Here is a 22,571-nt window from a genome sequence, read left to right as displayed (position 1 = left end):
CCGGTCAACAGGTCGACGTTACTGTCTTCACCGTATCCGCCCAATTGCAGATAACAAAACGTGATCAATGTAACACTCTCGACAACTCGGGTAAAGTCAATAACCCCGATGCCTGTGTGGTGAGATCCGTGACGCACTATAGGCGCTTTATGAGACCAATATCAACTTTTACGCTCTACTACCTTAGTCGTAACTTTCACTTTTTTCCGCCCAACGATCTCACTATTTGCGTAAATAATACGCTATCGATCACATTTTTTCACCTATATGACGATAAGCCCATCATAAATCTCGAAAGCGATTGACGACTATTACGAGCCACCCAATGGCAATGATACGATGGTGGTTATGAATCAAGAAGGAAGCAACACCATGTACTCAACACCCGTGCGTATTGCCACACGCAAAAGTCCTTTGGCGCTCTGGCAAGCGGAATTTGTTAAAGAAGCACTCGAAGCTTCCCATCCTGGCTTGACCGTCGAGCTCGTGCCTATGGTCACTAAAGGTGACGTGATTCTGGACACGCCCCTCGCTAAAATCGGTGGTAAAGGCTTGTTTATTAAAGAGCTTGAACAAGCAATGCTTGACGGCCGCGCAGATATTGCCGTGCACTCGATGAAAGATGTCCCGGTTGAGTTTCCAGAAGGACTGGGATTGGTCACCATCTGTGAGCGCGGTGACCCACGCGATGCTTTCGTCTCTAACCATTACAACAGCATTGATGATTTACCCGAAGGGGCTGTCGTCGGCACGTCTAGCCTGCGCCGCGAATCACAACTACGTGAACGTCGTCCGGATCTGATCATTAATACCTTACGCGGCAATGTCGGCACCCGCTTAGGGAAATTGGATGATGGTCAGTATGATGCGATCGTTCTCGCCGCCGCTGGGTTAAAACGGTTAGGTTTACATGAACGCATACGTAATGAAATTCCACCAGAAGTCATCTTGCCGGCGGTTGGGCAAGGTGCCGTGGGTATCGAGTGTCGACTGGATGATGAACGTATTCGGACCTTATTGGCCCCCCTTTCTGATGCCAGCACCACACAACGTGTACTTTGTGAGCGCGCGATGAATAATCGTCTTGAAGGCGGGTGCCAAGTGCCTATTGGCAGCTATTCGGAAATTCAAGGCGACAAAATTTGGTTGCGCGCATTAGTGGGCGAACCGGATGGCTCGACCATCTTACGTGCCGAAATCACCGGTCCATTAGAGAAAGGGGAAGCACTAGGGACAGATTTAGCCGAGCAGCTCCTCGCTCAAGGTGCGCGCCAAATTCTGGATAAACTTTATCAAGACGACGCATGACCACGGTTATCGTTCGCCCCGAGCCAGACTGCAGTGAGTTAGTCGATCAGCTTACCCGACAAGGGCTGGCGGCGATCGCCTGCCCGCTACTCAGTTTTGCGCCGGGGCGAGACTTACCAACCTTCGCCACCTTGCTCGGCTCACTGCCCGCTGACAGCATCTTGGTCGCAGTGAGCCCACGCGCCGTGGCCTTTGCGCATCAGGCATTGCAACGCCAGGAGATGGCCTGGCCCAGTGATTGTCATTATGTTGCCGTTGGGCAACGCACTGCTCATGAGTGGCAAGCCGTCTGCGGTCAGACTGTCCAATACCCGGTCCGCGAAGACAGTGAGGGCATGCTAGCACTGGCTCCATTTATGGCGGTAAAGGGGGCGCAGGTGGTGATTCTTCGCGGTGACAGTGGCCGCGATATGATGGCAAAAACACTCAGCGATCAAGGCGCGCAAGTTCACTATTGCGAGACCTATCGGCGACAATGGGCCATTGAGCCTTTAGTATCGCAAGTAGTAAGCTGGCCTAAAGACACTATCGACACCGTGGTGATCACCAGTGGCCAACAATTAGCCTACTTTGATCAACTTATCACATTAAGCGGACAGCACTGGCTGCGCCAATGCCGTATACTGGTGCCCAGTAAAAGGATTCAAGATCAAGCCACAGGGCTCGATTTTGACACGATTACGACCGTTGACAGCGTGGCCAATTCAGCCCTATTTCACACGCTGCTCAGGTTAAGTAAAACGGGACTTTCGGATGACTGACAACAAAAACACCGACACCAAATCAAACAAGGCTACGACGCCCTCGTCACCCAAGACACACGCCACGGATGCCTCCTCATCAGGGAAAACAGCAAAAAAAAGCGCATCATCAGGAGGACGTGGCGGTATTGTTCTTGGCGCGATTGCCATCGCGATAGCACTCGGCTCGAGTGGATGGGTGTTCTATCATGGGCACCAGCAAGCGACTGTTTTACAAAACACAGTATCGGCGCAACAATCTCAAATTGCTAACCTTGAACAATCCCTTAGCCAGCAACAAAAAGCCGCTGAAAAAGCAAGAGAGCAACTTGAGGACGCCACTACAACACGACTTAATCAACAAGATAGCAGCCTGAAGAGTCTGCAAAAGGCAATGGCCGATGTGAAAGGCCGCCGACCTAACGATTGGTTACTTGCGGAAGCGGATTATTTAATTCGTATGGCAGGGCGCAAAGTGTGGCTTGAGCACGATGCGCAAAGCGCCACAGCGCTGATGGAAGCAGCAGATCATCGCATTGCCCAGCTCAACGACCCGTCGTTGGTACCGATTCGCCAAGCGTTAGCTGACGATATAACGGCTTTAAAAGCGGTCAAGCGGGTGGATAAAGATGGCATAGTGTTGCGCTTAACGAGCATGCAACGACAAGTCGAGGACTTACCCCTTGCCAGCGCGGTGATCCCTGAGGCAGAGGAAACGCAAGCTCCGGTGGTGAGCGAGTCGGTCAACGATTGGCAAGCAAACCTGACCACCTCATTGAAAGGATTTGTTGATGATTTCATTACCTACCGCAAACGCGACGGTAATGTGGTGCCACTGCTCTCGCCGACACAAAGCTATTATTTGCAAGAGAACCTAAAAAACAAGCTCGATCAAGCAATGCGGGCTGTCTATCAAGGGAATGACACCCTCTATCATGAAGCACTTGGCATGGCCCAAGACTGGGCGCTGCGCTTTTATAATCAGGATGCTAACGCCACCCGCCGTTTTGTTGAGCAACTCAACGCCCTGAACGAACAGCGTATTGGGGTCGACCTTCCGCAAAAGCTCAGCAGCCAAACGCTCGTCAGTGATGAGATTGATACCCGATTGCGCCGAGATATTGCACCGCTAACAGGAGGCCAATCATGATACGACTGCTGTTACTTGTCCTCGTTTTGGCGGCAGGCTTGGTGGTTGGCCCACAACTGGCTGGTCACCAAGGCTACGTGCTCATTTCAGCGGCCCAGCAAACCATTGAAATGAGCGTTACAACCCTCTTAGTGCTCATCGCCGCGCTCATTGCAGTGCTCTGGGCCCTAGAGTGGGTGCTAAGAAAACTCTTTTCGATGAGCAGTACTGCCAGTGGTTGGTTATCCGGCCGGAAACAGCGTAAAGCTCGCCAGCAGACCCAGACTGGCTTAATGAAATTACGCGAGGGCGAGTGGAAAAAGGCGGAAAAGCTCCTCGCTAAAGCGCGCTCACACAGTGATGCTCCCATGCACAACTTGCTCGCCGCCGCAGAAGCGGCACAACAACGCCAAGATTTACATGCGCGGGATCAGTACCTACAACACGCCGCCGATATCAATGCCAACAGTTTAGCGCTCGCCCTCACTCGCGCCCAGTTACACAGCCAAAGCGGGCAGTATGAGCAAGCATTGGCCTCACTGCGGGCAATAAAACGCCAACACCCACGCAACCCTGTGATGCTGTCCCTGTTGAAAGAGACCTATATCCAATTAGAAGATTGGTCGGCGTTGCTCAACCTTCTTCCAACGCTAAAAAAAGCACAGCTGCTCAATAGTGAACAACTTGACGTATTGTATGAGCGTGCCGAGCTTGGCGTTATGTCGCATGTTGCCAGTCAGAAAGGGGCAGAAGGGCTGCTTGCGCATTGGAACCAACTGCCGAAGGCCAAACGTAACCAACCCGCACTGCTCGCTGGATTAGTGCATCATTTGTCGGCGCGAAATGCCGATTCTGAAGCCTACATCTTATTGCGTGAAACCTTGAAAAAGCGGCCCGATGATCGCTTGATTGCACTGATCCCTACGCTCAACTTGCCCGACAGTTATCCGGCCGTGGTCATGCTAGAAGAGTTGCTAACCCGCGATAGCCATAATCCGGTTGTTCACAGCGCGCTGGGCCAGCTGCTGATGCAAGCAGGCAAATGGCAAGATGCGCGCAGCCACTTTGAGCAAGCACTCGAATACCGTACTGATGTCAGTGATTATGCCTACCTTGCCGATGTGTTAGATAAACTCAACCAAGGACAAGCGGCCAGCGATATCTCGCGTACCGCCTTAAAAATGGCACTGCCCGAGCGTCCGCCCGCAGCATAATACGCCTGACAGTAACAAAAACGCCCCATCATAAAATGGGGCGTTTTTGTCGATGCGATGCCATCACGCATCGCTTCTGTGGTTAACCTTACTATCAAAGCTAACCCCAGTTTGCCGACTCGCTATCCTTTTTTACACAATACATTGAGCGCTGCCACTTGATTACGCGTGACCACCGTGCCGGTATTGGCATCAACACCCTGGGCGCCTTGTACCCAGTAAGGTAAACGCATCGGTAATTGATCGGTGGCTTGGGCGACCTGGGTTAAGTCCTGCCTGGACGCAAGTACCATTCCTTCTTGCTGACAACGCGGTTCCGCCTTCGCATAAGGTAGCCGCACCCAGCTCATCCCTTTTTCCGTATACTGTTTGTCACCTTGCTCAGGCTCAGGTAAACCAAAGTGGCTCAAATTGAAGGCGGCTTCGGATTGGGCTGCTTTTCCGCTTGTCTTTGGCAGAGTAGACGCTTTTGTCTCCGCCAGTGGCGGCAAGCGTATGACTGCAGGCTGAGACAGGGGTTGACGGGTTTGGCGCAAACCGCTTGGCGTGTCGGACCAAACATGCGCACACGTTTAAGCACCACATTGGCGACATCGAGAGCCTGATAGGGACCAATTAAACAACGACCACGCCCTTCGCGGACTTGCACTTGAAAGGGTAAATCCGGCAAACCTTGGCGCAATGTTTGATAAAACTGACGTGATGGCACCCCGTTTGTGGCTCCGCACTGGACCCAAAATGCTGAACTTTGCGGGTCAGGAGACTGATCACCCCACAGCCCATTGCCAATATCGCATTTTTCACCAATGATCGGCCAACCTTGCTGATTGTCGATAATCGCACAAGGTGTTTGCGCTGCATTCACTGAGGATATCATTCCCCACGTTGCCATTAGCGTGACAACCAGACCTCGCCACCGCCCCATGATTTACTCCCTTCGTCACTTAATGTTCATCAGCTTAAGCAAAGTCGTACAATGACTCAAGCTGACGATTCTCAAGCTGTTAGGTACGAACAAAAATGGCTGCGTACGCAGCCATTTTTCTCATCCTTTATAAATTTTGGGGTTAAACACATCCCTGAGCCAATCACCCAGCAAGTTGATAACCAACACCAGCAGCACTAAGGCAATACCAGGAAAGACCGTTATCCACCACGAACCAGAGAAAATGTAATTAAAGCCAATACTAATTAATGAGCCCAAAGACGGCTGATCGACAGGCATACCCAAGCCTAAAAACGATAATGCCGCTTCTGACATAATCGCGTTAGCCACTTGAACCGTTGAAATCACCAAGATCGGAGACAGACAGTTGGGAAGAATGTGCCGGAACATAATACGCGGTGATCGAAACCCCATTACACGCGCCGCTTCAACATATTCTTTTTTCTTCTCCGCCAGTACAGAGGCACGAATAGTACGCGCATATTGCGGCCATTCGGCAATCCCAATAATCACCACCAGCATCAAGATCGCATATTGACTATAAAACTCGCTACCAAAGCTGGCTTTAAAAATCGCAGACACAATGATCGCCACCATCATGGTAGAGAAAGACAGCTGAATATCTGCAATCCGCATAAAGAAGCTATCTATCCGTCCGCCAAAGTACCCCGCACTCAGTCCTATGATTGTCCCTAAGATGAGCTGTAACCCCACCGCACATAGGCCAATGGTCAGAGAGATACGCAGGCCATAAATCATAGTGGATAAGATATCTCGGCCCTGGTTATCCGTCCCTAATAAGAAGCGAGGATCGCTCCATTCCATCCAAGCAGGCGGTAACTCTGAGTCCATGATATCAATCGACATCAAATCATAAGGATTGGTTGGTGCCACCAAAGGCGCAAACACAGCCAGTAGGAGAAAAACCATAAAAATGGCAAAACTGGCCATCGCCACCTTGTCACGCTTAAAGTGATAGAGGAAATCTGAGGCCAAAAAGCGTTGCCAGCGACTTGGGGTGGTATGTGCTTGTGTCATCGCTTACGCCTCCTTACCGGTAATGTTAACCGTGGGATTAATCAGGCCATACAGTAAGTCGACAAATGTATTGGTGACGACAAAGATCAATCCGACGAAAATGACATAGGCAGTAATCAAAGGTGTATCGACACGGTTGATCGCTTCAAGAAAGAGAAAGCCCATTCCTGGCCACTGAAACACGGTTTCTGTCAAAATGGTATAGGCAATCATGGTGCCGATTTGCACTCCGCCTACAGTCACCACAGGTAACATGGTGTTTTTCAATGCATGCTGATAATAAACCTTATTTTCGGGGAGCCCTTTCGCACGCGCAAATTTGACATATTCAGTGCCCAACGCTTCCAGCATTTCAGAACGCACCAAGCGAATAAATAGCGGCAACATGATAGAGGCTAATGACACGGCGGGTAATACTAAGTGCGCAAGGCCGTCTAAGGTGAAAAAGCCAGACTCCCAACCTAGCCAATTGGCCGTTTCCCCTCGCCCATAGGAAGGTAACCAGCCAAGCTCAATGGAAAAGACGTACATCAGCATGATTGCCGTCAGGAACACGGGAATCGAAATCCCTACGATACTAAAGCCCATGATAATCTTGGTAAGTATACTTTTGGGATGGATAGCGGCGTACACACCAAGTGGAATCGACACCACCACGATGATCAACGCCGCACCGACCACCAGCTCTAAAGTGGCGCCCAGTTTATCTAAAATGACATCGACAACCGGTCGTTTAAAGAAGTAAGAATTGCCTAAATCACCTTGTAGGGCCTGACCGACAAAGCGAGTATATTTGGTTATAAAGGGATCATTAAGTCCCATTTCATCGCGCAGCGCATCGCGCTCTGCTTCTGATACTGATTGTCCCACCAGCTCCCGCAAGGGGTCGCCAAGGTTGTCTTGGATAGCAAACGCCACCAGACTGATGACAAACATCACAATCAGTGCCTGTACCAGACGTTTGACTAAAAACGTTACCATGTGTGCCTCTAAGCGATTGGATAATCAAGGCCCCAGGATTGGGGCCCTGTGTCAATCCATTACTCGACCACTAAATCGCCGAAGTAAGGGAAGTTCATACCGTTAACGATCGGTTTGATGTTAACGTTATTTTTGGCTGCCCAAGACGGATCTTGCCAGTGCAGAGGAAGGAAAGCCGCATCGTCATACAAGATCTTCTCGACCTTTTGCAGCATCGCGTTACGTTTTTCCAGATCCGTTTCTGAATTCGCATCGAGTACCAGTTTGTCCACTTCACTGTTCGAGTAATGGCCACAGTTATACTGCCCTTTACCCGTGTCAGCGTTGCGGGTCATGGTGAGGAACTCGGTAAAGTTAGCCGAATCTTCCGTATCTGGGTGCCAGCCGATCATTTGCATACCGGCTTCACACTTATCAAACTCAGGCCAGTACTGCGCTTTTGGCATGGTCTGTAAATCCACTTTGATGCCGATTTTCGCCATCATCGCGGATACCGCTTGAGCGATTTTTTCATCATTCACATAGCGGTTATTGGGGGCAATCATGGTGACAGAAAAACCATCAGGATAACCGGCTTCTTCCATCAACTTTTTCGCTTTCGCCAAGTCATAACGAGGCGCGAGATCGGCATTGTAACCCGCATAACCGACTGGGCTTTGCTGGCTTGCCGGTGTCGCGGCGCCTTTCATAATTTTTTGCGCGATGCCTTCGTTATTGACCGCATACGCCACCGCTTGACGGACACGCGGGTCTTTAAATTCATCCACCACACTTTGGTTCATTTGGAAGGTAATCACGCGTGTACCTGGCATGGTCACCAGCTGCAAATTATCAGAGCGATCGATGCGACGATAATCGTTGGGCGATACAGGGGCGATCATATCGACGTCACCCGATAGCAGTGCCGCGACACGGGTGGCATCTTCTTTGATCGGACGCAGCGTGATGTTGTCGACATTGCCTACGCTGTCTTTGTCCCAGTAATTCTCATTACGGTCAAATTCAACCACTACGCCTTGTTCACGTTCGTCGACCACGTACGGCCCTGTGCCTGACAAGTGTGTTGATGCATACGTTGAACCATTTTTCTTCAGCTCAGATTTGTCGCGTCCGTCTTCGGTCTCACCACTATAGAATTTGCTGTCCATGGGGAACACGTAGGTCATCACGTTTTCTACCAGTGGGTAGGTGCCGTCGGTGACCACATCAACGGTGTGCTCATCGACTTTTTTGATGTCAACGATTGGGGTGAAAATCCCTTTAAAATCCGGCGAAGATTTCAAACGATCAAACGTCCAAACAACGTCATCAGCACTAAATGGGTTACCGGAGTGGAAAGTGACCCCTTCGCGAAGGTTGAAACGCACGGTTTGATTGTCGATACGCTCCCACGAGGTGGCAAGACGAGGCTCGAAGTCCATCTCTTGGGTAAAGCGGACCAAGGGGTCGAAGACCATGTGTGATAGCTGTAAGGTACCACCAGACAGTTGCTCATGCGGATCCAAAGAAACGGGATCCGCGTCATAAGCCACTGTAATGTCGGCAGCGGCAGCACTAAAACTTAGGCCAGCGGCCATGAGTGCCACGGCTATCTTGCTCTTCATTGTTTTCATTGCATAGCTCCTTTATGCGTAGGGGATATACCCCCTGCTGTGTTTGCATCATAGATACGGTGCGGCCCTTGGCCGCGTCGACATAGCACGCTATGCCGGTTGCAAACCTTCTGTGCTCATTCCCTTAAACTCAGGCATTAATGAGATAAGATGACGGCTATATTCATGTTGTGGGTCAGTAAACAGTTGCTCGGTTGGAGCGACTTCAAGTAGCTGACCTTTACGCATCACCCCAATGCGATCGCACATTTGACGAATCACCGGTAAATCATGGCTGATAAATAACATGGTCAGATTGAGCTCGTCTTGCAGATCTTTAAGCAGATTTAAGATCTGAGCCTGAACAGAGACATCTAACGCGGAGGTTGGCTCGTCACAAATCAGCAACCGTGGTCGCGTCGCCAGTGCGCGGGCAATCGAGATACGCTGACGCTGGCCACCAGAAAACTCATGCGGATATTTGATCCCAGCACCACGGCCTAATCCCACGTGATCGAGCAAGTCTCCGACAATTTGACGGATTTGCGACTCACTTTCTGCCAAGCGGTGAAAGCGAATCGGCTCCGCGATAATGTCATAAATCTTCATCCGCGGATTCATGGATGAATAGGGGTTTTGAAACACCATCTGCATTTGACGACGGATTGGACGACGGGCCCGCTCACTTTTTATCGCGGTCAAATCGATATCTTCAAAAATAATCTGGCCGGTATTGGGCGGATACAGCCCGGTAATCGCCCGAGCGATGGTTGACTTCCCGGATCCTGACTCGCCGACCAGACCAAAAGTTTCCCCTTCAACAATATCAAAGCTGACGTGGTCCGAGGCTTGGACATATTCGCGACGGCTGGCAAAAAACGAATCCTTGGTCACAAATCGCAACGAGACGTCCTTTACTTGTAACAAGGGGCCAGAATAAGCGCGTTGGTCTTGGCTTTGTCCTAGCCAGTGGTTCTTCACATCCAGCTCAAGGGTTTCGCCTGCTTCTTCGATGTAATTCACCAAAGGAAAACGATCCAGTTTGATATCGGAACGTGGCACGGCGGAGATTAAACTTTGGGTATAAGGATGTTGCGGATCGCCCAACACTTGCTGTGTGGTGCCGAGTTCAACTAAGTCACCTCGATACATGACCGCGACACGATCAGTCACATTCGCCACTACGCCCATATCGTGGGTCACTAACATACAACCCACATTTTTCTGCTGGCATAAATCGCGAATCAAATTGAGAATTTGATCTTGAATCGAAACATCCAATGCTGTCGTTGGCTCATCAGCGATAATTAAATCTGGCTCACCGGCCAATGCGACCGCAATCACCACGCGCTGACGCATCCCACCAGAAAATTGATGCGGATACTGCTTAATACGCAACTCAGGCTCTGGGATCCCGACTTGCTCCATCAGGCTTATCGCACGCTGATAGGCTTGCTGGGACGTCAGATTAAGGTTGGTTATTATCGTTTCTGTCAGCTGTTGCTCGACAGTAAATAACGGGTTCAGCGAGGTCATGGGATCTTGAAAAATAAAGCCAATCTTATCGCCACGCACTTTGCGCATTTGATTGGGTGTCAGGCCCGATATTTTTTGACCATCGAGGTACACATCACCACTGGCAATGCGTCCTGGAGGGCTAAGTAAATCAATCACCGCATTTCCAACGGTTGATTTACCTGCGCCGGACTCACCGACCACGCCGACAATCTCACCACGCTCAATCGTTAATGACAGCGAGGTCACGGCCGCGTGGACACCATGGCGAGACGGGTACTCTATTCGGAGGTTATTAACTTCTAGCAGTGACATTTTTCATCCTTGATATCGTCAAAAGGTGACGATCAACGTGCTAACCAAAACAAGGGGCTGCCTCGCCTTGGAGAGATGCGATTCCAATCTGGCAAATATTTCACAAAAAATCAACATCACAGAAGAAAACACCATAAAGGCCTAATCATCTCGGATATTCATTCATCTAACTACCAGCACTTGCCCGGCGGCAAGACACAAAACACACTTCATATCATAAAGATATAAGCTATTCCCACTCCCTCTGTTTTAAAGCAAATCACGCATAGAATAAAGCCATCTGAATTAACAGCCACATAACATCCGTAGTGATAATGACTGATTTATAAATGATGGACACACTTCATAAGTTATAAGTTACTTATTAAGTAGTTTTTTATCCTTATCAAAGACAGGTATAGCAGTTATATCGATCAGTTGTGAATTTATGACCAATTGATGACTTTTTATCTCGCTAAACCTTGATAGCGCTCTAATTTCCGTATTTTATTTTCTATGTCAGCGAATAGACAAAAGGAAACAGAGAAGAGAAACAGAGAAGAAAGAGGAGAAGGAAGAAAACGAAAAAACCCCAGCCGTTAGGCTAGGGTTTGTAATAGTGGTCGGTGAAGAGGGATTCGAACCCCCGACCCTCTGGTCCCAAACCAGATGCGCTACCAAACTGCGCTATTCACCGACATATAGCTTAGTGCGAAAATAATGGGGTGGCTGACGGGACTTGAACCCGCGACAACTGGAATCACAATCCAGGGCTCTACCAACTGAGCTACAGCCACCACTGATTTTCTGCCATATTCCTATCCCGGAATGGCGCGCCCGACAGGATTTGAACCTGTGACCTTTGGCTTCGGAGGCCAACACTCTATCCAACTGAGCTACGGGCGCTTGCCCCGTTGGCGGTGTCGAATATTACGGATATCACCACCAGCCGTCTAGCATTTTTTTTAATTTTTTTACTGACTGGTCTCTTTTTCAACAAATCGCGTAGAAATCGTCAGTAAGGTCTCTACTATAACGGTTTAACGTAACAATCTAAAGCGCTATAATCACCTAATCTTTACACGGGGTTAACCTAGCGAGGTTGGCAAATCCGTTGAGACGAGACTGACAGGCCGCAACCGAATCACTCTTGATTGATTCACCCCTTAAGGTTGGCGGCAAATAACATAAAAAAGGCGTTAAGCCACCAGTAATGTGGGAGTGTCATTGTGAGCGCAAAGGGAAAAAGTCTAGGTCGTATTATGGTTGCCTCGGTAGCAGCCCTACTATTTGCTTCTGCTGCGCAAGCATTAGAAGTGTCTGAACAAGAAAAAGCCGCAATCGCCGAGCGCATTGCACCTGTGGGTGACGTGTATATTGATGGAGAAGCCCCCACGCAAACGGCGGCAGCAGAGCCAACTGGCCCACGTAGCGGTGACCAGGTCTATAATACTTACTGCACAGCCTGTCACAGCACTGGTGCAGCTGGCGCCCCCAAAACCGGTGATGCCGCCGCTTGGGGCCCACGTGTTGATAAAGGCATGGAAACCCTAGCCAAACATGCGATCAACGGTTTTAATGCGATGCCTGCCAAAGGCACCTGTATGGACTGTTCGGATGATGAAATCGTCGCGGCTATCGAGCACATGCTCGACGCACTCTAATAGCACCGCTCATCAATCGTTTGACAATAACGCCGCCTTCGCGGCGTTACTTACTGAGCAAGACTGTGTTTAGGATGACTTGTTTTTATCGAGCATGGCTTTTAAGTTAGCGATCGCCGCTTGCCCTTTTTCCATTCTCTCTTCTTGAGACACAGGTTTTTTCTGCGACTCCCACTCAAGATCATCAAACGGCAATTCGTCGAGAAAACGGCTTTGTTGTGGCTTGATAAGCTCGCCAAACTGACGCCTTTCTTTGCAAACGACAAAGGTCAGCGCCTTTTGCGCACGGGTCAATCCGACGTAAGCTAAACGCCGCTCTTCGTCGATATTATCTTCATCAATACTCGATTGATGAGGCAACAAGCCTTCTTCCATACCGATCAAATACACGTATGGAAATTCTAGACCTTTCGATGCGTGCAACGTCATCAGCTGTACTTGGTCAGCCTCGTCATCATCTTCGCCTCGCTCCATCATGTCACGCAGCGTCAGGCGCTGAACCACTTCTCGCAGGCTTCGTTCAACCTGATCCGGATTATCCCCCTGAAGATCAGCGACAATCCAACTGTGAAGCTGTGAGACGTTTTTCATCCGCATCTCTGCCACTTTGGGACTGGATGAACTCTCATACAGCCAATCTTCATACTGTGTATCTCGCAACAGTGATCGTATCGCGGACACGGTATCGCCCCGCTCAGCCTGATCAGACAGTTCCACAATCCACCGCGTAAACGCTTGCAGGGCAGCCAGCCCTCGCCCAGATAAATGCTGGGTCAGGCCTAACTCAAAGCTCGCCGCAAACAAGCTCTTGCCGCGCTGATTGGCATAACTGCCGAGTTTTTCTAATGTCACCGTGCCAATTTCGCGTCGCGGCGTATTCACTACGCGCAAAAACGCATTGTCGTCATCTGGGTTGGTCAACAAGCGCAAATAGGCCATGATGTCTTTAATTTCGGCGCGCGAGAAGAAGGACGTGCCGCCTGATATTTTATACGGGATACGATTTTGTATCAGGGCTTTTTCAATCAAACGCGATTGGTGATTGCCACGGTATAAGACCGCGTAATCTTTGTATTGCGTACGCCCTAAAAAACGGTGGCCTATCAGTTCCCCAACCACACGTTCCGCTTCATGCTCTTCGTTATTGGCAGTCAGCACTTTGAGCATGTCGCCATCGGGCAAGGCAGAAAATAGCGTTTTTTCGAATACATGGGGGTTATTGGCTATCAAGATATTGGCTGCACGCAGTATTCGACTGGTTGAGCGGTAATTTTGCTCCAACTTCACCACATGCAGACGCGGAAAGTCTTGTTGTAAGTACACCAGGTTTTTCGGCTGAGCGCCTCGCCAGGAGTAAATCGATTGGTCATCATCCCCGACCACGGTAAAGCGTGATCGCTCACCCACCAGCAGCTTCACCAATTGATACTGGCTGGTGTTGGTATCTTGATACTCGTCGACCAATAAATAGCGAATACGTGCTTGCCAACGCTCACGCACGGTTTGGTTTTGGCTAAGTAGCGCCACCGGCATCAAGATAAGATCATCAAAATCGAGCGCGTTATAGGCCCGCATTTGTTTTTGATAGCGCGCATAGCAGGCGGCAAATAACTGGTCCCGCTCACCTTGTGCTTGCGCCAGCGCTTCATCGGGTCCCAACATGGCATTTTTCCAGTTGGAGATGGTGTGCACCAATTGACGCAGCAAGTCTTTATCATTATCTAGCTCTTCTTCGGTCAGAGCTTTGAGTAGCGCTAATTGGTCTTGATCATCAAACAACGAAAAGCCCGCTTTTAACCCCAAGGTTTTGTATTCTCGACGGATAATATTCAGGCCCAAGGTATGAAAGGTTGACACCATCAAGCCGCGCGATTCTTGCTTACCCAAGCTTTGTGCCACGCGCTCTTTCATCTCTCGTGCCGCTTTGTTCGTGAAAGTCACCGCGGCAATATGACGCGCTTTATAGCCACATTGTTGAACCAAATAGGCGATCTTATGCGTAATCACGCGTGTTTTTCCCGAACCTGCGCCAGCTAACACCAGACAGGGACCAGAAATATGGCGGACTGCATCCGATTGCGCAGGATTAAGCTTCATGATGGCGGCACCTCGTTAATGGCTGAGAGGGCATTGTAGAAGGAATCTTACTGATGTCTATCTCACCCAAGCAAGGCTCAACAAGCTTGCTACAATTTATGCTTGTCATACGCACAAAATTCACTCTAAAATGAATGAACGTTCATTCACTAGTAAGTTCATCATCAATGGACAAACGTGCGCAAATATTCGCCGCGACAGAGCAACTGATTGCCACGCGTGGGCTCGACAAGGTCTCAATGCATCAGGTCGCCACCCAAGCGCAAGTGGCCGCCGGCACCATTTATCGCTATTTTAACGATAAAGAAGACTTGCTTCGTCAACTGTCTATGCACCTTATGATGCAATGTGCGACCCATATTCAACAGGGGGTAAAGGATGAACCAACCCTAAAAGATCAATTTGAGCGGTTATGGCGCAACACGTGGACCATGATGCTACAACGCGATCACCTATTATTATCTCGTGACCAGTTTGATGCCCTGCCACGCGATGATCAGTCACAAACCCAGCAAGAGCGAGAGGCCTTCTCTGATCTTTATCAAGTCTTTCAGGAAGGTAAGCGGCAAAAGCGCTTTAAGCCACTGGACGATGAGGTGCTCATCACCTTGGGGCTTGAACCCGTTTTTTGTTTAGCTCGCAAACAGGTTCGGGGTGTTATAACTCTAGACAGTTATGCTATCGCAGATGCGATCCAAGCTTGCTGGGATGCAATTTCTCTTCACTAACGACGCTCGGAGCTTACTTCGATGAAAAAATGGTTTTTCTTTATGGTTATCCTTGCACTGCTGCTGTTTGGCAGTGTGATTGGCTTTAACCTGTTTAAGCAGCAAAAGGTTGCAGAGTATATGGCAAACATGCCAGAGCCGACGCACCCAGTGACGGCAGTGACCGTTAACGCTGAACCCTGGACACCCACCATGGACGCCATCGGGTTTGTTGAGCCCAATCAAGGGATCACCTTAACCACGCAAATTGCCGGTGTGGTAGATGTGATCAACTTTGAATCAGGCCAAACCGTTAAACGTGGGCAAAATCTGGTTGAACTCGACTCTAGCGTTGAAAAAGCCAACTTGGCAAGTACGCAAGCACGATTACCCGCCGCAGAAGCCAAGTTCAAACGTTATCAAGGACTGTTTACTAAAGGGTCGATTTCTAAAGAAGCATTGGATGAAGCTGAAGCGAATTACCGTTCTTTACAAGCTGACATTAATGCGCTTGAAGCCACCATTGCACGTCGTAACCTTCAAGCTCCCTTTGATGGTGTGATTGGCCTGCGTAATGTATTTATGGGTGAGTACCTGCAGCCAGGTACCGATATTGCTCGACTAGAAGATACCTCGGTAATGAAACTGCGCTTTACCGTGCCGCAAACCGATATCTCGAAGCTCCGTCTAAGCCAGGCATTACGCATTACAGTCGATGCTTATCCTGAAAAAGAATTCATCGGCTCTATCAGTGCTATCGAGCCTGCGGTCAACAGCCAGAGCGGCCTGATTAAAGTGGAAGCCAATATTCCCAACAATGATGGCCAGTTACGCTCAGGGATGTTCGCCCGCGCCGATATCGTGTTGCCGACGGTTGAGAATCAAATCGTGATTGATCAAACCGCGATTAACTTCAATCTATACGGTGAAAGTGTGTATGTGATCCGTGAAGAAGATGGAGAAAAGCGCGCTTATCAACAAGTCCTTAAAGTCGGCGAGCGTCGTGGCCATCAAGCACGCATTATCGACGGTCTAAAGCCTGGTGATCAGGTTGTTACGTCCGGCCAGGTGCGCTTAAGCAATGGCTCTAAAGTGAAAATCGTCGACAACGACGCTCTCACTCCACCAGAACAATTACCTCAATTGTAAGACGAGGATGTGATGCGCTTTACTGATATTTTTATCCGGCGCCCAGTGCTAGCTGCGTCAATCAGTATTCTGATTGCGCTGCTCGGCTTGCAATCTTTATTTAAGATGCAAGTTAGGGAATATCCGGAGATGACCAATACCGTGGTCACCATCACAACCAGCTATTATGGTGCCAGTGCTGACTTGATTCAGGGTTTTATTACCACCCCGCTCGAGCAAGCTGTCGCCCAAGCTGACAATATTGACTTTATGACCTCAGAATCGGTGCTGGGATCATCGACAATCACGGTCAACATGAAGCTAAATACCGATCCGAATGCTGCCTTGGCAGATATACTGGCCAAAGTCAATTCGGTAAGGGCACAGCTCCCGGCAGAATCAGAAGATCCGTCCGTATCCATGTCGACCGGCTCTACGACCGCCGTCATGTATATCGGTTTTACCTCGCCAGAACTCGACTCGAGCCAGATCACCGATTATCTTGAGCGCGTGGTTAAACCCCAGTTTTTTACCGTAGGTGGGGTGTCAAAAATCGACCTATATGGCGGGGTGAAGTACGGCTTACGTGTATGGCTTGATCCTGAAAAGATGGCGGCCTTTAAGCTAAGTGCCACTGATGTCATGTCAGTACTCGATGCCAATAACTACCAGTCGGCAACCGGTCAAGCTACCGGTACCTTTATGGTCTACAACGGCAGTGCGGATACGCAAGTTTCAACGCCGGAAGAATTAGCCAAACTGGTGGTTGATACGCAAGATAGTCGTGTCGTGCGGTTAGGCGATATTGCTAACGTCTCGCTGGAAAAAAGTCACGACCGAGTCCGAGCGCTTGCCAATGGTTCTGAGGCAGTTGTCGCAGCCATTAACGCTACTCCCTCAGCCAACCCGATCAATATTGCTGCCGACGTGATGGACATGTTGCCCGAAGTGGAACGTAACATGCCCAGCAACATTGAAATGAACGTGTTGTATGACTCGTCGAATGCGATCAATGAGTCAATCAATGAGGTAATCAAAACCATCATCGAAGCCGCGTTAATTGTGTTGGTGGTTATTACTCTGTTCTTGGGCTCGTTTCGCGCGGTAATCATCCCCATTATTACCATCCCGCTGTCGCTGATTGGTGTAGCGCTAGTGATGGAAATGATTGGCTTCTCACTGAACTTGATGACGCTACTAGCCATGGTTTTGGCCATCGGCTTGGTGGTCGATGACGCCATCGTGGTGCTCGAGAATATCGACCGTCATATTAAGTTAGGTGAGTCGCCGTTCCGTGCCGCCATCATTGGTACCCGTGAGATAGCAGTGCCCGTTATTTCTATGACGCTAACACTGGCAGCCGTTTATGCCCCTATCGCCATGATGGGCGGGATCACCGGCTCCCTGTTTAAGGAGTTTGCATTAACGCTTGCTGGGGCGGTGTTTGTGTCCGGTATTGTGGCACTAACACTCTCGCCGGTGATGTGTGCGACCTTGTTAAAAGCCAATGCGCAACCGAGTCGTTTTGAGTTAGCGGTACATCGCTTCCTTGATGGGATGACAGATAAGTATGCGCGTATGCTCAGCAAGGTGATGGAGCGCCGTCCGGTGATCGTGACGTTTGCGGTGATTGTATTCGCTTCCCTGCCGGTGCTGTTTAGCTTTATTCCTAGTGAGCTTGCTCCGTCAGAGGATAAAGGCGTGGTGGTCATGATGGGTACTGCGCCCTCCACCGCTAACTTGGATTACATCCAAAATAGCATGGCGGAAGTGAACCAAAAACTGGACCAGCAACCCGAAGTGGCTTTCTCACAAGTCTTCTCCGGGGTACCTAAGTCGAATCAAGCCTTTGGTATCGCCTCATTAGTACCTTGGAGCGAGCGGGAAGCGAGCCAGTCTGAGGTAGTCAAACGCATGGCGAATGAAGTGAAGGATATTCCAGGTATGAAGGTCACCACCTTCGAAATGCCGGAATTGCCAGGCGCTTCCTCAGGTTTGCCTATTCAATTTGTGGTGACATCGCCCAATAACTTCGAAAGCCTGTATCAAGTAACCGCTGAAATCATGGGCGAAGTGCAATCAAGCCCAAATTTCGTTTACTCGGAGCTTAACCTTAACTTCGACTCAGCCACCATGAATATCCATATTGATAAGGATAAAGCGGGATCGTATGGCGTCACCATGCGTGATATCGGTACGACGATCGGGACCATGATGGCCGATGGCTACATTAATCGTATTGACTTTGACGGCCGATCGTATGAAGTGATCCCGCAAGTTGAGCGTAAATATCGCCTTAACCCTGAGTCGATCGAAAGCTACTACGTGAGCGCTGCCAACGGTGATTCGATACCTCTCGGCTCTTTGATTGATATTGAAGTGACAGGCGAGCCGCGCTCGTTACCTCATTTTAATCAATTGAATGCCGCGACGATCAGTGCCGTTGCTGCCCCTAGCGTGACCATGGGTACCGCCGTAGAGTGGTTTGAAAGCAAAGCGGCAGAACTGCCAAAAGGGTATCAGCACGATTATCTTGGTGAATCGCGTCAATACGTCACTGAAGGCAGTGCACTGTATGCAACTTTCTTGTTTGCGCTGGCGATTATTTACTTGGTGCTTGCGATTCAGTTCGAATCGCTACTCGACCCTCTGGTGATCTTGGTCTCAGTGCCTCTGGCAATTTGTGGCGCTTTGATTGCTTTGGCGTGGGGGCTGTCATCAATGAATATCTACTCGCAGGTGGGGCTGATAACCTTGATAGGTCTAATTACCAAGCACGGTATTCTGATCTGTGAAGTCGCCAAAGAGCAGCAGCTATATCACCAAGCCAGTCGCATGGATGCGGTAAAAGAGGCTGCAAAATTCGTCTGCGTCCGATCTTGATGACAACAGCTGCAATGATTGCAGGCCTTATCCCGCTTATGTTTGCCAGCGGCGCCGGTGCCGAACAACGCTTTAGCATTGGGATAGTCATCGTGGCGGGTCTTGCCATCGGGACATTATTCACGCTATTCGTTCTTCCAGTGATTTATACCTATCTGGCCAGCAAGCACAAGCCGCTGCCGGTGTTTGTCGAAGACGATGAGCTTGATAAGCTCGATGAAGACTATCGTGCATCACATTAATGCATCCTATTAAGGGCCTACGGGCCCTTTTCTTTTGTCATCCTTTCGACAAGCTGTACGTATTTACATAGAATAAAGACAGTTAATGAAGGAGTATTCCATGTTTGACCCGAAAAAACTTGAGCAAATGGCCAAGCAAATTCACGATGCCATGCCTCAGCCTGTCAAAGAGTTAGGCACGGATATGGAAAGCCGTGTTCGCCAAGCCATTCAAGGCCAGCTGACTAAGCTTGACGTGGTAAGCCGCGAGGAGTTTGATGTACAAACTCAGGTACTACTGCGCACGCGTCAAAAGCTCACCGAGCTCGAAGCAAAGCTTGAAGAAATGGAAACAAAGATCGGCCAATCGCAAGATAACCAGCAATAACCGATCGCATCAACGCAAAAAGCCTGACCCTCAGGCCAGGCTTATCTCTGCGTATCATTTCAACTGACGGCAGTCAGTTATCGAGCGCAGTTAGCTATTAAGCGTAATTAGTTATCAAGCGCGATTAATTATCAAGTGCAATCTGCTTCATATCAGTCATATAGCCGCGTAACTCTTCGCCGATATATTCGATCGGGTGATGACGAATACGGTCATTCACTTCAATCAAGGTGGCGTTATCAACCTGATTAGATGTTTCTGACAATCCTTTGCCAATCACATCCGCGCCCACCGTTGGCATAAAATGCTCGCGCAACAATGGCGTCGCGACATTAGCGAACAAGTAGTTACCGTACTCTGCCGTATCGGAAATAACCACGTTCATTTCGTAAAGACGCTTACGTGCAATGGTGTTAGCAATCAACGGCAACTCATGCAATGACTCGTAATACGCCGACTCTTCCACAATGCCGGATGACACCATGACCTCAAAGGCAAGCTCGACCCCAGCACGCACCATGGCAACCATCAAAATACCGTTATCAAAGAATTCTTGCTCACTGATGCTTACATCCGACTCGGGATAGTTTTCAAACGCGGTCTGTGCCGTTTCCTCACGCCAAGTGAAAAGATCTTTATCGCCATTATCCCAATCGGCCATCATGGTCGCGGAGAAATGGCCAGAGATAATGTCATCCATGTGTTTGTTGTAAAGGGGACGCATAAGCTCTTTAAGCGACTCCGACAGCTCAAAGGCTTTTACTTTCGCGGGGTTGGACAAGCGATCCATCATATGCGTGATGCCACCGAATTTCAGCGCTTCAGTAATGGTTTCCCAGCCATATTGAATAAGTTTCCCCGCATAACCCGGCTCAACACCTTCTGCAATCATTTTCTCATAGCAAACAACCGATCCGGCCTGCAGCATGCCACACAGGATGGTTTGTTCGCCCATCAGGTCTGATTTTACTTCCGCCACAAACGAAGACGCTAGCACCCCGGCACGATGACCGCCGGTTGCGGCTGCCCATGCTTTCGCAACCTCAAAGCCTTCGCCGTTAGGATCATTTTCTGGGTGGACCGCGATCAGCGTCGGCACACCAAAGCCGCGTTTATACTCTTCACGCACTTCGGTACCTGGACACTTAGGCGCCACCATAACGACGGTAATATCTTCACGAATGCGCTGACCCACTTCGACGATATTAAAGCCATGAGAGTAACCGAGCGCAGCGCCATCTTTCATCAACGGCATGACGGTCTCTACGACGTTGGAGTGTTGCTTATCTGGGGTCAGATTGATCACCAAATCCGCTTGTGGGATCACATCTTGGTAGCTCCCCACTTTAAACCCATGATCGACCGCGTTTTGGTAAGAAGGACGCTTCTCATCAATCGCCGCCTGACGCAGTGCATAAGCCACATCGAGACCAGAGTCACGCATGTTTAGACCCTGGTTAAGCCCTTGCGCCCCACAGCCAACAATCACCACTTTTTTACCTTTGAGGAATTCGGCCTCGTTGGCAAATTCATCGCGCGACATAAATCGACAAACGCCTAATTGTTCCAATTGTTGACGCAAATTCAGGGTATTAAAGTAGTTCGCCATAGGGTGCTCCATTGATTCGAATCCATGATTGGGTGTGTTTTCACCGCTTAATTTTGATACTACCTTAACCGTCACATTGCCTAAAGTGATATATTCACAACATGACATTGCAAATAAAGCAAGAACACACCATGAACACCAAACAACTTACGGGTTTTCTTCACCTCTGTGATACCAAAAGCTATACCCGTGCGGCAAAAGCCATGCATGCTAGCCCATCGGCCTTAAGTCGGATTATTCAACGGCTTGAGGGGGACATCGGTCAACCGTTGTTTATTCGGACGAACAAAGCCGTTACCTTAACACCCGCAGGAAAAACGTTATTACCCGTGGCGCGAGAAATCTTACAACTATGGCATACCACCAAAGCCAATATTAATGAACATGCCTCTTTGCTCGGCGGTAAACTCACGCTCTTTTGCTCGGTCACCGCCAGCTATAGCCATTTACCTGAGCTCCTCGCGCGATTTCGTCAGCAATACCCAAATATCGAGCTACAACTGCTGACCGGCGATCCCGCTCAGGCAGAAGAAAAGGTGCAAGACAATAGTGCAGACATTGCCATTGCCGCTAAACCAAAGTATTTGTCGTCAAGTTTAGTCTTTCAACCCATTGATACCGTGAGCTTGTCGGTTATCGCGCCGGCAATGGCCAGCAGTGGCATTGATCTGCAAACCATTGACTGGCAACACACACCTTTGATCTTGCCCGAAGCAGGGACAGCCCGTGATCTCGCGGATCAGTGGCTAGCCAGCAAAAGCATCGAACCAAACGTCTACGCACAAATAGCGGGTCACGAGGCGATAGTCAGTATGGTGGCATTAGGCTGTGGTATTGGTGTTGCACCGGATGTGGTGATTGATAACAGTCCAGTAAAGGACAAGGTTGAGCGCTTGCGCCAAGAAATCGTACAACCTCTCGAACTAGGCCTTTGTTGTAAAACTTCCCGCGCCAAAGAACCTTTACTCAATGCCCTACTCGATACGATGCGATAACCCAAAAAGCCCCAATATCACTATCCAGGGGCTTAAACGCAAAAAACCCCAGCTTTTCAGCTAGGGCTTCTAAGTAGTGGCGGAGGGCCGGGGTTGCGGACAACGGGCAGGCCATCCTGCGG

The 22,571-nt window shown here is 49.6% G+C and carries 17 protein-coding genes, 3 tRNA genes and 1 pseudogene; 10 read left to right on the top strand and 11 right to left on the bottom strand.

All coding sequences use genetic code 11. The features are described from left to right. Positions 1-372: 372 nt before the first annotated feature. The 4 genes from hemC to HLG76_RS10835 are packed head-to-tail and all read left to right on the top strand — an operon-like array spanning position 373 to position 4,391. Positions 373-1,308: a hydroxymethylbilane synthase gene (gene hemC / locus HLG76_RS10850; protein ID WP_077647405.1), complete on the top strand. Its 936-nt coding sequence runs from the start codon at positions 373-375 to the stop codon at positions 1,306-1,308. Then, complete coding sequence (locus HLG76_RS10845; protein ID WP_021022164.1) at positions 1,305-2,069, top strand: uroporphyrinogen-III synthase; 765 nt, start codon at positions 1,305-1,307, stop codon at positions 2,067-2,069. The genes hemC and HLG76_RS10845 overlap by 4 nt, the downstream gene beginning before the upstream one ends. Further along, positions 2,062-3,198: a uroporphyrinogen-III C-methyltransferase gene (locus HLG76_RS10840; protein ID WP_077679288.1), complete on the top strand. Its 1,137-nt coding sequence runs from the start codon at positions 2,062-2,064 to the stop codon at positions 3,196-3,198. The genes HLG76_RS10845 and HLG76_RS10840 overlap by 8 nt, the downstream gene beginning before the upstream one ends. Further along, a complete protein-coding gene (locus tag HLG76_RS10835) occupies positions 3,195-4,391 on the top strand; it encodes a heme biosynthesis HemY N-terminal domain-containing protein (protein WP_077577296.1) in 1,197 nt (398 codons plus the stop codon). The genes HLG76_RS10840 and HLG76_RS10835 overlap by 4 nt, the downstream gene beginning before the upstream one ends. A gap of 122 nt (positions 4,392-4,513) precedes the next feature. On the opposite strand, the gene HLG76_RS10830 is transcribed toward HLG76_RS10835, so the two are convergent. From HLG76_RS10830 to HLG76_RS10790, 9 genes are all read right to left on the bottom strand, one after another. Beyond that, positions 4,514-4,801 carry a hypothetical protein gene (locus tag HLG76_RS10830; protein WP_175993641.1) on the bottom strand — a complete coding sequence of 96 codons (288 nt, stop codon included), beginning with the start codon at positions 4,799-4,801 and terminating at the stop codon, positions 4,514-4,516. Further along, positions 4,798-5,316, bottom strand: a complete 519-nt coding sequence (locus HLG76_RS10825) for an SPOR domain-containing protein (protein ID WP_175993640.1) — start codon at positions 5,314-5,316, stop codon at positions 4,798-4,800. Before HLG76_RS10825 ends, HLG76_RS10830 begins: the two co-directional genes overlap by 4 nt. Positions 5,317-5,436: 120 nt before the next feature. Beyond that, the gene (locus tag HLG76_RS10820) at positions 5,437-6,375 is read right to left on the bottom strand and encodes an ABC transporter permease (RefSeq protein ID WP_077577298.1); all 939 of its coding nucleotides are present in this window, start codon (positions 6,373-6,375) and stop codon (positions 5,437-5,439) included. A 3-nt stretch (positions 6,376-6,378) separates the two neighbouring features. Continuing rightward, positions 6,379-7,356, bottom strand: a complete 978-nt coding sequence (locus HLG76_RS10815; RefSeq protein ID WP_021022169.1) for an ABC transporter permease — start codon at positions 7,354-7,356, stop codon at positions 6,379-6,381. Positions 7,357-7,415: 59 nt separating this feature from the next. Continuing rightward, positions 7,416-8,969, bottom strand: coding sequence for an ABC transporter substrate-binding protein (locus HLG76_RS10810; RefSeq protein ID WP_077647396.1), 1,554 nt, complete (start codon positions 8,967-8,969; stop codon positions 7,416-7,418). A 90-nt stretch (positions 8,970-9,059) separates the two neighbouring features. Next, the gene (locus tag HLG76_RS10805; protein WP_077669767.1) at positions 9,060-10,778 is read right to left on the bottom strand and encodes an ABC transporter ATP-binding protein; all 1,719 of its coding nucleotides are present in this window, start codon (positions 10,776-10,778) and stop codon (positions 9,060-9,062) included. Between the two features lie 599 nt (positions 10,779-11,377). Then, positions 11,378-11,454, bottom strand: a tRNA-Pro gene (locus HLG76_RS10800). A gap of 24 nt (positions 11,455-11,478) precedes the next feature. After that, a tRNA-His gene (locus HLG76_RS10795) sits at positions 11,479-11,554 on the bottom strand. A gap of 32 nt (positions 11,555-11,586) precedes the next feature. Further along, positions 11,587-11,663 (bottom strand) — tRNA-Arg (locus HLG76_RS10790). Between the two features lie 323 nt (positions 11,664-11,986). Here HLG76_RS10790 and HLG76_RS10785 point away from each other — a divergent pair. Continuing rightward, entirely contained in the window at positions 11,987-12,421 is a 435-nt protein-coding gene (locus tag HLG76_RS10785; RefSeq protein ID WP_077669766.1) for a cytochrome c5 family protein, read from the top strand. A 69-nt stretch (positions 12,422-12,490) separates the two neighbouring features. Here the strand turns inward: HLG76_RS10785 and rep are convergent, their stop codons facing one another. Continuing rightward, entirely contained in the window at positions 12,491-14,518 is a 2,028-nt protein-coding gene (rep, locus tag HLG76_RS10780; protein WP_175993639.1) for a DNA helicase Rep, read from the bottom strand. Between the two features lie 167 nt (positions 14,519-14,685). Here rep and HLG76_RS10775 point away from each other — a divergent pair, with 167 nt between their 5' ends. From HLG76_RS10775 to HLG76_RS10760, 4 genes and pseudogenes are all read left to right on the top strand, one after another. Beyond that, positions 14,686-15,246 carry a TetR/AcrR family transcriptional regulator gene (locus HLG76_RS10775; RefSeq protein ID WP_175993638.1) on the top strand — a complete coding sequence of 187 codons (561 nt, stop codon included), beginning with the start codon at positions 14,686-14,688 and terminating at the stop codon, positions 15,244-15,246. Positions 15,247-15,267: 21 nt separating this feature from the next. Then, positions 15,268-16,374 carry an efflux RND transporter periplasmic adaptor subunit gene (locus HLG76_RS10770; protein WP_077577389.1) on the top strand — a complete coding sequence of 369 codons (1,107 nt, stop codon included), beginning with the start codon at positions 15,268-15,270 and terminating at the stop codon, positions 16,372-16,374. A 12-nt stretch (positions 16,375-16,386) separates the two neighbouring features. Then, positions 16,387-19,478 (top strand): annotated as a pseudogene (locus tag HLG76_RS10765) (multidrug efflux RND transporter permease subunit). A gap of 100 nt (positions 19,479-19,578) precedes the next feature. Further along, positions 19,579-19,845, top strand: coding sequence for an accessory factor UbiK family protein (locus HLG76_RS10760; RefSeq protein ID WP_021022177.1), 267 nt, complete (start codon positions 19,579-19,581; stop codon positions 19,843-19,845). Between the two features lie 124 nt (positions 19,846-19,969). Here HLG76_RS10760 and ilvC read toward each other — a convergent pair whose 3' ends face one another. After that, positions 19,970-21,454, bottom strand: a complete 1,485-nt coding sequence (gene ilvC, locus HLG76_RS10755; RefSeq protein ID WP_175993637.1) for a ketol-acid reductoisomerase — start codon at positions 21,452-21,454, stop codon at positions 19,970-19,972. Between the two features lie 131 nt (positions 21,455-21,585). Between ilvC and ilvY the strand changes: the two genes are divergently transcribed. Continuing rightward, positions 21,586-22,449: an HTH-type transcriptional activator IlvY gene (ilvY, locus tag HLG76_RS10750; RefSeq protein ID WP_077669780.1), complete on the top strand. Its 864-nt coding sequence runs from the start codon at positions 21,586-21,588 to the stop codon at positions 22,447-22,449. The last annotated feature ends 122 nt before the right edge of the window (positions 22,450-22,571 follow it).

It is taken from the genome of Salinivibrio sp. EAGSL (assembly GCF_013366455.1).
In the GTDB taxonomy this organism is placed as follows: Bacteria; Pseudomonadota; Gammaproteobacteria; order Enterobacterales; family Vibrionaceae; genus Salinivibrio; species Salinivibrio costicola.
This window is presented reverse-complemented; position numbering and strand designations above follow the sequence as displayed.